Annotated in this window: 12 protein-coding genes; 8 read left to right on the forward strand and 4 right to left on the reverse strand. The window is 46.6% G+C overall.

The window, feature by feature from the left end; translation table 11 throughout:
• Positions 1-4: 4 nt before the first annotated feature.
• Complete coding sequence (locus tag C7379_RS04560; protein WP_116616193.1) at positions 5-1,051, reverse strand: endonuclease/exonuclease/phosphatase family protein; 1,047 nt, start codon at positions 1,049-1,051, stop codon at positions 5-7.
• A 145-nt stretch (positions 1,052-1,196) separates the two neighbouring features.
• Here C7379_RS04560 and C7379_RS04565 point away from each other — a divergent pair, with 145 nt between their 5' ends.
• From C7379_RS04565 to C7379_RS04590, 6 genes are all read left to right on the forward strand, one after another.
• Positions 1,197-3,680, forward strand: a complete 2,484-nt coding sequence (locus C7379_RS04565) for a TonB-dependent receptor (protein ID WP_116616194.1) — start codon at positions 1,197-1,199, stop codon at positions 3,678-3,680.
• 10 nt (positions 3,681-3,690) lie between these two features.
• A complete protein-coding gene (locus C7379_RS04570) occupies positions 3,691-4,548 on the forward strand; it encodes a DUF5689 domain-containing protein (RefSeq protein ID WP_116616195.1) in 858 nt (285 codons plus the stop codon).
• 18 nt (positions 4,549-4,566) lie between these two features.
• Positions 4,567-5,919: an OB-fold nucleic acid binding domain-containing protein gene (locus tag C7379_RS04575; RefSeq protein ID WP_116616196.1), complete on the forward strand. Its 1,353-nt coding sequence runs from the start codon at positions 4,567-4,569 to the stop codon at positions 5,917-5,919.
• Positions 5,920-6,048: 129 nt separating this feature from the next.
• Positions 6,049-6,300: a type B 50S ribosomal protein L31 gene (locus C7379_RS04580; protein ID WP_116616197.1), complete on the forward strand. Its 252-nt coding sequence runs from the start codon at positions 6,049-6,051 to the stop codon at positions 6,298-6,300.
• Positions 6,301-6,417: 117 nt separating this feature from the next.
• Positions 6,418-7,323 (forward strand): DNA/RNA non-specific endonuclease, encoded by a 906-nt coding sequence (locus tag C7379_RS04585; RefSeq protein ID WP_116616198.1) that lies wholly within the window; start codon positions 6,418-6,420, stop codon positions 7,321-7,323.
• 601 nt (positions 7,324-7,924) lie between these two features.
• Positions 7,925-8,170 carry a GlsB/YeaQ/YmgE family stress response membrane protein gene (locus C7379_RS04590; protein ID WP_116616230.1) on the forward strand — a complete coding sequence of 82 codons (246 nt, stop codon included), beginning with the start codon at positions 7,925-7,927 and terminating at the stop codon, positions 8,168-8,170.
• A 276-nt stretch (positions 8,171-8,446) separates the two neighbouring features.
• On the opposite strand, the gene C7379_RS04595 is transcribed toward C7379_RS04590, so the two are convergent.
• The 3 genes from C7379_RS04595 to fldA form a co-directional block, all read right to left on the reverse strand.
• Positions 8,447-8,902, reverse strand: coding sequence for a DIP1984 family protein (locus C7379_RS04595; RefSeq protein WP_116616199.1), 456 nt, complete (start codon positions 8,900-8,902; stop codon positions 8,447-8,449).
• 445 nt (positions 8,903-9,347) lie between these two features.
• Positions 9,348-9,707 carry a DUF2023 family protein gene (locus C7379_RS04600; protein WP_116616200.1) on the reverse strand — a complete coding sequence of 120 codons (360 nt, stop codon included), beginning with the start codon at positions 9,705-9,707 and terminating at the stop codon, positions 9,348-9,350.
• 68 nt (positions 9,708-9,775) lie between these two features.
• Positions 9,776-10,264, reverse strand: a complete 489-nt coding sequence (gene fldA / locus C7379_RS04605; protein ID WP_116616201.1) for a flavodoxin FldA — start codon at positions 10,262-10,264, stop codon at positions 9,776-9,778.
• A gap of 696 nt (positions 10,265-10,960) precedes the next feature.
• On the opposite strand from fldA, the gene C7379_RS04615 reads away from it, so the two are divergent.
• Complete coding sequence (locus tag C7379_RS04615; protein ID WP_116616203.1) at positions 10,961-11,539, forward strand: FKBP-type peptidyl-prolyl cis-trans isomerase; 579 nt, start codon at positions 10,961-10,963, stop codon at positions 11,537-11,539.
• A gap of 173 nt (positions 11,540-11,712) precedes the next feature.
• Positions 11,713-12,789 (forward strand): chorismate synthase, encoded by a 1,077-nt coding sequence (aroC, locus tag C7379_RS04620; protein WP_116616204.1) that lies wholly within the window; start codon positions 11,713-11,715, stop codon positions 12,787-12,789.
• Positions 12,790-13,082: the final 293 nt, after the last annotated feature.

Here is a 13,082-nt window from a genome sequence, read left to right on the forward strand (position 1 = left end):
GCTATCATTTCTGCTCTTTAACCAAATAGACGCACACCGGCAGGTGGTCGGAGAAACCGTCCAGCCATACGCCCCCGGCCGAGGTGCGCTTGGGAGCTCCCTTGTATTTACCCTCGGTCTGGAACAGGTAGGGCATGCGCTGTATCTCGTTTTTCCAGTATTTCAGGGTGCGGTAGTCTTTGGAGCCCTTGGGGTTGAGCAGGTTTGGTGTCATCAAAATCTGGTCAAACAGGTTCCAGCGACCTTGATACATCAGCGTGCCAGTGCCCTGTTTGACGAGGATGTTGTACCAAGGGTTATACATGTCGTCTGGTCCCACTTTCTCAATCTCCTCCTTGCCACCAAGCACCTCGTACATACTTTTGTTGGTGGGATCATCGTTCATGTCACCCATGACAAACACTTTGCAGTGCTTGTCGTCTCGGAGCAACGAGTCTTTGACAGCCTTGGCCTGCGCGGCGCCTACCTCGCGATAGTAAGAGCCGCTGAAACGACTGGGTAGGTGACACACGATGAAGGCTACGTGCTCGCCTGCCATCTCGCCGCTCACGGTGAGAAAGCCGCGTGTGGCAAAACCGCTGTCTTGCTTGGCGGTGGGCACGTATGATACCAACTTAACGTTCTCAACCTTGAAAAGGGCCGGATTGTAGAGCAGGGCGCAGTCTATGCCTCGCTTGTCGGGACCCTCAACATGGCAAAACTGGTAGCCGCGAGTCTTGAGCGCCGGCTGGGCGCAGAGGTCAGCCAGCACCCTTGCGTTCTCCACCTCGGCCAGACCGATAACGGCACAGCCCACGTTTGGTAGCACGTTTGTGCCCATGTCGCTCAGCGCACGGGCCATATTGTGGAGCTTGTGACCATATTTCAAGCCGTTCCAACGGTACGACCCCGTGGGGAGAAAGTCGAAATCCCTCTTCCCCTCGTCGTGACACGTGTCAAAAAGGTTCTCCTGATTATAGAACCCCACAGCGTAAACAGAATACTTCTTTTGTGCTGACAGTGGCAAAAGTGTTGCTAATGCCAAGGCAACAAGCATGATTTTGTGTTTCATCGTGTACATATAATATTTGTTGCAAATATCGTAATAAAATCCGAAACAGAACCGTCTTTCACGAAATTTTATCGAAAATGCTGCGCCGATTTAAAATAAATTTCGTTATTTTGTAAACACAAATACAAATATTAATCTCTTTATTATGCAAAAGAAGCTTATCATGGCCATGATGGCCCTAAGCTGCGCACCATTGGCTTATGCACAATCCGACTCAACAAGCGTTGGCGAGGCGGCATTCACCTTTACAGAAGCACAATTAGGCGAGGACGACAACATGGAGCAAAACATATCCATTGTCAACTCTAACTCGAACGCTTACGCCTCGGGGCTGGGCTATCTTTTCTCACCAATGAGATTTAGATACAGGGCCTTGAACCAAAAGTACAACGAGATTTACATTAATGGGGCACCCGTCAATGACATGGAATCAGGACAGTTTCGCTACTCTTTGATTGGAGGACTAAACCAGCAAACGCGTGGCATGGAATCGGCGTTGCCCTTCGAGAGCAACAATTTCGCCATGTCGGGCATGGGCGGGTCAAACAACTACAACTTCAGGCCGGCTGCCATGCCGACAGGCCACCGCATGACTTTATCGGGTGCCAACCGCAACTATACACTGCGAGGCATGTACACATACAATAGCGGACTGACCAATGACGGCTGGGCCTTCTCTGCCAACGTGACCTATCGGTGGGCCAACAGGGGCTACGTGCCAGGCACATTCTACAACGCCTTGTCTTATTTCTTTGGCATCCAGAAACTCATTGGAGACCACCACTCCATCTCATTGTCCACGTGGGGCAACCCCACCGAGCGCGCGTCGCAAGGTGCGTCGACCGACGAGATGTACTGGCTGGCCAACAACTACCAGTACAACCCATATTGGGGCTACCAAAATGGCAAGAAACGCAACAGCCGTGTGGTGAACGACTTCTCGCCAGCGGCTATCTTGACATGGGACTGGGACATGAACGACAAGAACAGGTTGACCACCTCGCTATTTGGCAAATACGGCATGTACTCAAGCTCAAAACTCAACTATAACAACGCCGAGAACCCCCACCCAGACTATTACAAGCGTCTGCCGTCCAACAGTTACAACCCTTGGGGGGTCGGCGCCGCAAACTCGAGGCAGGGATACAACGATTTCATTTTCACGCGAGACTATCTCATGGGTAACGAAAGGGCACGCCAAATAAACTTTGACGAGCTGATATTCGCCAACCGCCAAGCAGCCAAGCAGGGCACCGACGCCATGTACTACATACAGGCCAAGCACAACGACGCGCTCAACGTGACACTATCCTCAACGCTCTCCTCTCGCGTGACAAGGAACAGCGTTTGGAACAATGGCTTCGTCTTGGCGCACAACAACATCAACCACTACCAAACCATGGAAGACATGCTGGGAGCCTCTTCTTACCACAATGTCAACAACTACGCCTTGGGTAGGTACGCGGCAGGGTCGGACAAGTTGCAATACGACTTGAACAACCCGAACGCAACGATCAAGGAAGGCGACCGCTTCGCTTACGATTACCACATCATCACCAACAAGGCGCAATTCTGGACAAGCTACAGCGAGGACTTCGGCTTGGTACACTACAACGTCTCCGCCCGCGTGGGTGGCAAGACCATGCAGCGTGACGGCAAGATGCGTAACGGTCTATTCGCAGACAACTCGTATGGCAAGAGCAAGACGGCCAAATTTGTCGAGGGCGGCTTCAAGGCCAGCGGAGATTTCAATCTCGGGCGCGGCAACACGCTGACGCTGGGCCTTGGCTATGAATCGCACGCTCCCGAAGCATACACAGCGTTCTACGCTCCGGAGATGAACAACGACTTTGTGAGTAACCTTTTCAACGAGCATATATTCTCAAGCGAAGTGGGCTACCAATTGAGCACCAGCTGGCTGCATGCCAACATCACCGCATACTACAACCATTTATCGCACGTGACAGAGTGGACATGCTTCTATTTTGACGACATCAACAGTTTCTCGTACAACTCCCTGAGCAACCTAACCAAGGAATATTACGGCGTGGAGGCCGGATTGAAGTTCAAATTGTCTTCGGCGCTCGACCTGAAACTTATCGGGACGATGAGCGACGCCAAGAACACGAGCGACGCCAAGGTGCGCTACTTGAACTCGACACAGGGCATATACAACGACGACGTGGCCTTGGTGAAAAACATGAGAGAGAGCGGAACGCCACTCACAGCCACATCGATAGGACTGAGCTATCATCAAGGCGGATGGTTTGTCGACCTCAATGGCAACTGGTATGACCGCATCTACCTGAGCTACTCGCCCTATTACAGATACAAAGGCGCATTGGAACGCATTGGCAGACAAGTATCGCCACAGGATAAAGGACATGGAGGCTGGATGCTCGACGGCTCTATTGGCCGAAGCATTTATCTCAAGCGAGGCAGCCTTTCTATCAATCTCATGGTGACAAATATCCTGAACAACCAGAAGATTGTGACCGGAGGATACGAACAAAGCCGTTCCGACTACAGTGCGTCAGGCAACAATCGCATGTATATCTTCTCTAAAAACCCCAAGAAATATTATGCCTTTGGCACAAATGGCATGCTTAACATCGCTTACAAATTCTAATAGAACCACTATGAAAACATTAAAATATATCATGGCTATAGCTATGACATGCAGCGTCAACATGGCCTGCATGAACAGCAATTGGGACGAGCCAGAGCTTACTCCCGAACAGGCTGGTATCGGCAACAACGCCATCAAGGAAACTCACGTTGTGAGCATCGCCGACCTGAAGGCCAAATATAAGGAATATATCAACACCGATTACCGTGATGGAAACTCTTTTACGCAGGTAGCCGAGGACATGCAAATAAAGGCCGTAGTGACTGGTAATGATGTGCAGGGCAACCTCTACAACGAGATATCCGTGGACGATGGCACCGGCGCTATCATCATTGCCATAGCGCAAGGCGGCATATACGGCCAGCTGCCCATTGGCACGGAAATACTCGTGGACCTGAAAGGACTCTACGTGGGCAACTATGGCAAGCAAGCCGAGATAGGCACTCCCTTTACCAACGCACGTGGGCAGACTTACGTGAGCCGCATGAATCGTTTTGTATGGGCACAGCATTTCAAGGCCACCGGCACCGGCAAGACCGTTGAGCCTATCTTGTTTGACAAGAGCATGACTGTCAACAAGTATGGCAACGTGTACGACGGCAAGCTCGTCACGCTGAAAAACGTGAGTTTCAAAAGCGCCGACGGCAAAGCCACTTACGCATACGCAAGCAGTGGCCCGGGCTCGAAACAGGTTTATTTTAACGAGTACAACAGCAAGTTGGTGATGCTTTACACCAGCAACTTCGCCAAATTCGCCGCCTATCCACTGCCTACCGGCAAGGTGAATGTGACGGGTGTCATGAAGCGGTTTAACAACACTTGGGAAATCATCATTCGCACATTGGATGATGTGGAAGAAGTAAAATAATAATAAAAATAATAAGAAATGAAAAAACTTATCTATTCAATGCTGGCGTTGGCCATCGCCACGCTCGCATTTACAAGTTGCGAGGATGTTCCCGCACCATTCGATACCGACTATCACGAAAATGGCGGCGCCATTCCCACAGACCCCACCGGTGAGGGCACTTTGGCCTCTCCATACAACGTGGCCAAGGTAATACAGATTATCAAAGCTGGCGAACAAACCGAAAAAGAGGTGTATTTCAAGGGCATCATCACCAACATCAAGGAAATAGACACGGGGCAATTCGGCAACGCCATCTACTCGGTCAGCGACACGAAAGAGGGCAAAAACTCTTTCTTGGTATATCGTGGCAAAGGTTTGAACGGCCAAAAGTTTACCACTGGAAATGAAATTAACGTGGGCGACACGGTGGTAGTGCTCGGCCAGTTGACCATATTTAACGGCACGCTCGAAACCACACCCGGAAGCAAGATTATATCCATCAACGGCAAAGGCGGCACCGGCGGAGACGATACACCCACCATTACCCCAGCCGGAGAGGGCACCAAAGAGTCGCCCTACAACGTAGCCAAGGCGCTTGCCCTAACCAAGGCACTGCCTAAGGATGGCAAATCCAACGACGTTTACGTAATGGGCACCATCGTCGGGACCCCTTCTATCGACACCGGAACATACGGCAATGCCACCTACGACATATCTGATGACGGCAAATCGGCCGTCACTTTCAAGGTGTTTCGTGGCTACGCTTTCAACGGCAAAAAGTTTAAGGCAGGAGACAAACTGAAAGCAGGCGACAAGGTTGTGGTCTATGGCAAGTTGCTCAACTACTTTGGCAACACGCCTGAGATGGCCCAAGGCAACAAACTCATATCCGTCAATGGCAAAACTTCGTTTGACAACACAGGCGAAACACCGGGCGAGAACCCATCCGATACACCCACAGGCCTGACCATAAACGGTACCATCGTGACGGCCGTGAACGCTAAAGCGACCGTTGGTGCCACCACAGCGACTATCAATCTTGGCAAACTTACGCTGGCCAAGGGTGCGGAAGTGACCACCGTACAGCTTTCTGACGGGTCGACCATCACGTTCGGGGGTGGTGAAAACACGAATAACAAACCGGTGTTCTATCCAACCACAAAGGGCGTGCGCGTATACGCCAACAACATAATCAAGTTTGACTGCAAAGCCAAGATTGCCAAAATAGTGTTCACATGCGACGCTTACAATGGGCAAAACTATGTTGGCAACAAGACCGCGACCATCACTTTTGATGGCAACAAGGGCACCTACATCAACAAACACTTTGAGAACAAAGGTGGCGTCCAGCTGCGCGTGCAAACCATAACAGTGACTTACGCAAAATAAAAAAACTTAATTATCAGCGCCATATAGGCAAAATGTCAGCGAATTGCTTGGCGGGTTGCATTATTCTTCGTAATTTTGCACCCGCTAACAATATAGCATAGACAATATTCACAAATAATAATTGACACAATGAAAAAAGGTATTCATCCCGAAAACTATCGCCCCGTCGTATTCAAGGATATGTCCAACGGCGATATGTTCCTCTCAAAATCTACATGCAAGACTTCAGATACAGTAGAGTTTGAAGGCGAAACTTACCCCGTGGTAAAGGTCGAAATCTCAAGCACTTCCCACCCGTTCTACACTGGTAAGAAGAAGCTCGTCGACACAGCAGGTCGCGTAGACCGCTTCATGAACCGTTACGGTAAGCTCAAGAAGTAACACGGCGAAATACCTATACGGTATAAACGATTTTAACAAAAGTGCGGTTGAATGTAGTTGCATATGCGTTCAGTCGCACTTTTTCTTTTGCTTGCCCTACCCCATAACATCTTCTATATGAAACTCACGCCTCTCCTCATATTGTGCGCCCTTCCACTTTGCTTTGCTTGCGGAGATGACATAGACATCGTTAGGCCAGACAAGCCTGACAAACCAGCCATCACGAGCGACAACGTCAACGCAAACCCCACCTACAACAAGGCATACACCCGATTGGAAATGCCACGCTTGCGCCAAGGCAACGACACCATCTTGGTGCACCGAACGTCTGGAAACACCGTGAACTATATCACAGAGTGGGACATTGATAAGAAATCGCAGCGATGGAGTTGCTACGTGATGAACCGCGCGTTGGCCCAGCAAAACGTGACACGTTATTACAGCGAAGACAACCAATACCCTCGCGACCCACTCATCCCCCTATCCATGCAATGGGCAGAAGACCCATATTGGTACAACGGTAAAAAACTCGATCATGGACATATCTGCCCCTCGGCCGACCGCCTATCGTCGTTCGACATGAACTATCAGACATTTTTTCTCACCAACATGCAACCCCAATTCAATGTTTTCAACACTGGTTTATGGGCCAAATTGGAGAAGAAAGTGCGTATCATCGCATCCACTTGCGACACCCTTTATGTATGCAAGGGCGGCACCATAGACGAAGGTAAGTACGGCGGTTACAACAAAGTGTATAGCAGATTGGGCAATGGTCTCATCATGCCACGCTACTTCTTCATGGCACTGCTCCGCCTGAACAACGGCAGATACAACGCCATAGGTATCTGGACAGACCAGATAGCCAATGCCCACGATAGCGGTCAGCGCATGGCGCAATACGCTATCAGTATCGACGAGTTGGAAAAACGCACGGGCATTGACTTCTTTTGCAATCTTCCTGATGCCGTTGAGGACAAAGTGGAAAAGGCTTTCGGCTCCGCTGTCTCGTGGGGTTTGTGACCTTTGAGCCACACTGACGCACACAGCGTCAAAATCGTTGCCGCATGGCATGGGCAATGAATACAGTGGACAATGACAGGCACTATGTCTATAAGCATCCTCTCAAAAGACAAACTAAAACGATCCATTTTCGATTAAATGAAAGTTGCTTCTTGAAAGAGTATGTCTGTCATACTAATCTTATTAGGCCTCATGCAAGCCAAGTAAGCACTTTTACGTTTTAACATATAGCAATAAGAAAAATGAGCTGGAAACTTGATCAAGCTACCGAAAAGAAAAGCCGAACACACGGCCAACGTTAAAATATTATATATATTAACCCTCAAACTTGTAAATTTCGTATTTTTTTTACTAAATTGCATCAAATTAAAGGTAAGCAGCACAAAATAGCCTTGAGATGCCTCGATTTCACCTCGAAGTCACAATGCGCAGGCCAAGAAAGGAACAGGATGTATTAAATAGCCTTTTGAGTATATGCCTTGCGAGGCAAAAAAACAAGAAGAAAACAGGCTGCCAACCATTAAATTTACATCAATTGAAAATTGAAACGGTGGCAATTTATAAGAACCACCATAAATATTTTTTTAAAAAACTTAAGATTATGAATGGTTTTATTGGCTCCATTATCATTGGAGCATTAGCAGGATGGTTAGTGGGCTTTATCGCCCCCAAAGGCAAAGACGGTTGTATATGGAACATCCTTATCGGCATTGTCGGAGGATTTATTGGTGGTAATGTGCTTTCATGGATAGGAGTAGATTGGGGCGGTGGCTTCTGGGGTTCTTTAGGAACCGCTGTCGTAGGTGCCGCCATTCTCTTGTGGGCATGGAACTTAATAAAGAAATAGCACAGACTACCCATTAATGGTTAATAAACAGCAAATCCTAACAAGTTCAACCTGTTAGGATTTGCTGTTTGTCCCTCGTCCCACCCTCGTCAGTCTGTAATAGTCAGCTAATGGTAGTGCTAAATGAATGATGCTAAATGCAATATGCGGTAATCATGCTGGGCAATGCTACATGCAAGAATGGCGAATCGAACGCCGTCAGTGCCCCTATCTGACTACCTAAGAGTTTTTTAGCTCACACCTATCACAAACGAGACTATACCTGTAAAAACTGTGTCAGTCTGCCAACTCCGTAGAAAAATTGGCTGCCTGTATCTTGATTTCAAGTTCGCGAAGCTGCTTGGAATATGTGTCTATCTGCTTACCAACAGCTCTGACATCTACCGTATTGACATATTTAATTTCCGACCTGCTGTAACGTTCCAATGACTCGGTGGCCTGTTTAAAAACATTGTGCAAAATAGAAACACGCAGTGTGAGCGCGTCTTTCTCGGCCATAAGCTCCGTGAGAGTTTTACCCTCCACCAGAGTGTGCATGTTGGTCTTGTTGATGAGGAATATGAGCTTCTGCAACCTGTCAAGGCAAGCATCCAGTTGGCTCATCAATTCGCTGGGATCTTCGGCCGGCTCATTGCCCTCCTGCACTTTCACATTGTTCTCCAAACGTGTGCCAAGCTGCTCTATTTTCTTTTGGGTATCCTTGCGGATAGCCAAGGCTTCTGCTAATTTCATGTTGTAGGCTATTTTTTTATAGTTATTGGCGGAAAAGCTTCCGTCATTGATACTTATACAACAAAGGTAAGCATTAATTTTGATTAATAATGCTATATTTGAAAAAATATTTGAAATTATCGGTGTATATAAAGACCTACTGAAGAGTCATCTACCCTGACGATGACTCCGTGGTATGAGGCATGCGGATACAGATTGATGGTCAAAGCACATCAATGAAACACGTGCGGATGAGACGGCGGAACGTGATCTTGCCATTTTTTTGAACCAAAAATTATTAAGCTGCAACCCATTTGAAACAAACCTTATAAAGACATAAAAGCCGCGCTTCACAGCGAGGCTTAAACATATTATACAAAAACATTATGAATTTCTATTTTTACTATTACACAAGATGAAATTTATGGCTAATGATGAATTGATTAAAATCTATTTATGTGTTGTTTTAGCATCCCGAACATCTGCCCATCTTTGTCTTACGCTGACAATAGCGCTCACACTGCATGCGGATGTCATAACCTAAGAGCGTGCCTAACATAAAATCTTCCTCGGGTGTCAGGTCACTCAACGATTTATTAACAACCAACCGAATGGCATCCAAGCACTCCTTGCTACCAAAAAAAAGGTTGACGGTGTCGGCTCCGGCAGGATGCATGACATAATTGATGCCCCGATGCTCTAATCGCTTGATGGCATATGCGGCATAACGGCGGTTGAAAGTGTAGAGAACCATCTGCCGAACGCCTTTCTGATATTCATAAATGTGGTTCATAAGAACCTTCATCTCTATGGGGACATCAGTCATGTCATTAAAATTTTAAACATTAAACTATAAAAAATACTACAAGGGTCTTTCTCGTGACTTTGACGTGTTTAGAACCCGAGCGTCGGTATCCAAGCGTCTATGCGTTCTTCGGTTTTGCCATCCTCATTGACATCGTCAAGAGCCAACCCCACGAAATGGCCATCCACCACAGCGTCAGAATCGTCAAACTCATAGCCATCTGTCGACACCGCACCAACGAGTGTGGCACCTGCCTCTTGGGCTGCGTCATAGAGTTCTTTCATGGCACTGCAAAAGGTGTCAGAATATGAGGCGGAGTCTCCACAGCCAAACACGGCCACCTTCTTACCTGACAAGTCGGCCTTTTTAACTATCTCTATACCATCATACCAATCGTCTTGCAACTCTCCTGCGCCCCATGTGGAACTGCCAAGAAGGATATTGTCTGCCTCGGCAAGCTGCTCGGCGGTAAGGTCAGAAACAGCTATTACCTCTGCGCCAAGTTTGCTGGCGATAGTCTGTGCGATGCTCTCACAAGTTCCGGTTGACGAACCGTATACTACAATCGTTTTGCTCATTTCGTTTGAAATTTATATGTCGTTTTATTTTTACTGTTGCAAAGATAATTGGTTTTCGAATATGCCACAATACCTAAAAATTAGGATTTTGCGTAAATACCTACATGTGATGAATAATTTCTGAAAGAAAACATGCCGCTTTTGCAAGTACGGATCAATCTTGAGGATCGCCTGCAAGATGGCGAGGGGGACCAGTAATTTCATCTGCAGTTTGCTGGCAAGCAAGATTGCCGGTAAATACATACAGGCCAATTTGTCATCGTTAACGGTCATATCATTGTTATGCTCCATAGCATACACATTAATCTCTACAGCTTTTTGCATGTTTGCCCCGATCTTGTAGAAAATATCATGGTCATTGAGAGCAGTATAGTAAATGAAGATACCATCTTTTTCATTTCTCTTTCTTTGTTTATAAATCCATCTTGTACATTATACCTTTATAAATGAACTGTCATTAAACATATAATTCCCGCGAAATTCACTGATTTATATTGCAAATAGAAAATAAAGTGTCAAACAAAGCAAAGCATATCGTGTATTGTATGCGACACCAAAATTTTGTTGTAACACGTCAAGCATGAGTGCCGACTAATATGGTTTGGATTTTTTAAAAACAAAAATGACGATATTATAAGGAATTTGTAAAAAATACTCTATCTTTGTAAACCAAAATAATAAACGAGCATTTGCAAAATGATGGAAAAGTATATTAGCATATATTACCGACTCTGTGACGTGACAGACGGGCAAAATGAACTTATCGAGGAGTTTTCTAAAGACTACCCATACCACTGCATATTGGGTATAGGAGAACTTTTGGACGAATTTGAAAGACAAATTTCTGAAATTGAAGCAGGCCATGAGTTTGACATTACCCTACGGCCGGAACAGGCTTACGGGGAATATAGCGACGAGAAGGTGGTGGAGATTGAAAAAGAAACTTTCGTGGTGGACGGTGCGTTTGATAACGAAAACGTATATGAAGACGCCGTTATACCTCTTCGGGATGAAGATGGCAACTACCTAAAAGGGATTGTCATGGAAGTGAGGGACAACTCTGTGATAGTAAACCTAAACCATCCGCTGGCAGGCCGAGTGCTCAATTTTCATGGGGGTGTTATCGAAAACAGAGAAGCATCCAATAAGGATGTAAACAATATCATAGAGGAATATGATTGTGTAGGCAATCATTGCAACTGCAATTGCAACTGCGAAGATAATAACAGCAAACATCAAGGCGAATGCCGTTGTAGACATCGCCGCAGAGAATAACGAACGAAAAGCCAGACTCGGACTTCGTTAGCGCGATTGCTTTGGGGGGTAACCACACATTGGCAACTATGTCGCATTGCAATCACGGCAATGTATTTTTGCAGAAAAAAAGACAGGGGCGTATTCCCCTTAGACATGAACTTCTATCGGACTTCAACATCGGAAACAAATAAATGAGCAATACTTTTGGCAACGTCTTCACACTAACCACTTTTGGCGAGAGTCATGGTAAGGCTGTTGGCGGCATCGTTGATGGCATGCCCGCTGGCATAAAGATTGACACTGCTTTCATACAGCAGGAATTGAACCGACGCAAACCGGGCCAAAGCAAAATAACCACGTCGCGCAACGAAGAGGATCAAGTGGAACTGCTGAGCGGTGTCTTTGAGGGAAAAACGACCGGAGCGCCAATTGGATTTGTGGTTTACAACAAAGACCAGCACTCGAAAGACTACGACAACATGCGTCACCTGTTCAGGCCATCGCATGCAGACTATACCTATTATGAGAAATATGGCTTAAGGGATTATCGCGGAGGCGGACGTACATCAGCACGCATCACCATCAGCAGAGTAGTAGCGGGTGCGTTGGCAAAGATGGCATTGCGACAAATAGGCATTTCCATACAGGCCTATACGACTCAGGTGGGTCATATCAAATTAGAAAAAGACTATCATTTGTATGACTTAAAACAAGCCGAAACCAACGCTGTGCGCTGCCCAGACGCAGAGATGGCCCAGCTCATGGAAAACCTTATTTTACATGTAAAAGAAGCTGGCGACACCATAGGAGGAGTCATAGCCTGCGTCATTAAGGGCACGCCCATTGGGCTGGGCGAGCCAGAATTTGGAAAGCTACATGCCCAACTCGGCGCTGCCATGTTGGGGATCAATGCCGTGAAAGGTTTTGAATATGGCGAAGGTTTTGGCGGTGTGGAAGCCCTTGGAAGTGAACAGAATGACGCTTTCACTATACAAGACGGCAAAATTGAAACTACCACCAACCATAGCGGTGGAGTTCAGGGGGGGATAAGCAATGGGCAGGATATCTTTTTCAGGGTTGCTTTCAAACCCGTAGCAACCATTTTACAAGAACAAGACACCGTAGACACAGATGGCAACACCACCACACTTATCGCAAAAGGCCGACACGACCCATGCGTTTTGCCAAGGGCCGTACCCATCGTAGAAGCGATGGCAGCTATGGTGATGATTGATTATTATCTGCTCAACAAGACAACCCGCATATAAGCTATTTATAAAATATTATGCAATTTATTGCCAAAACATACGAAAAAACAAAAATATATCGTATATTTGCGGCAAAATATGATGAGGGATTTGTGAAAACCCCAATTCAATTAGTTAAGTCTAGTTTAGTTTTTGTGTTGGTTGGGGACTGACTTATGGCAGTCCCCACTTTTTATTCTACTAAACGCTTGACTTGTTTTCATTCATGAAATTAGGCTCAGTAGAAAAAGTATGGAGTTTCATTTTGCTATTGAGATTAACCCATTGGTACAATAAATGCCCGTATGTTTTTT

It is taken from the genome of Hallella colorans (assembly GCF_003096815.1).
GTDB lineage: Bacteria > Bacteroidota > Bacteroidia > Bacteroidales > Bacteroidaceae > Prevotella > Prevotella colorans.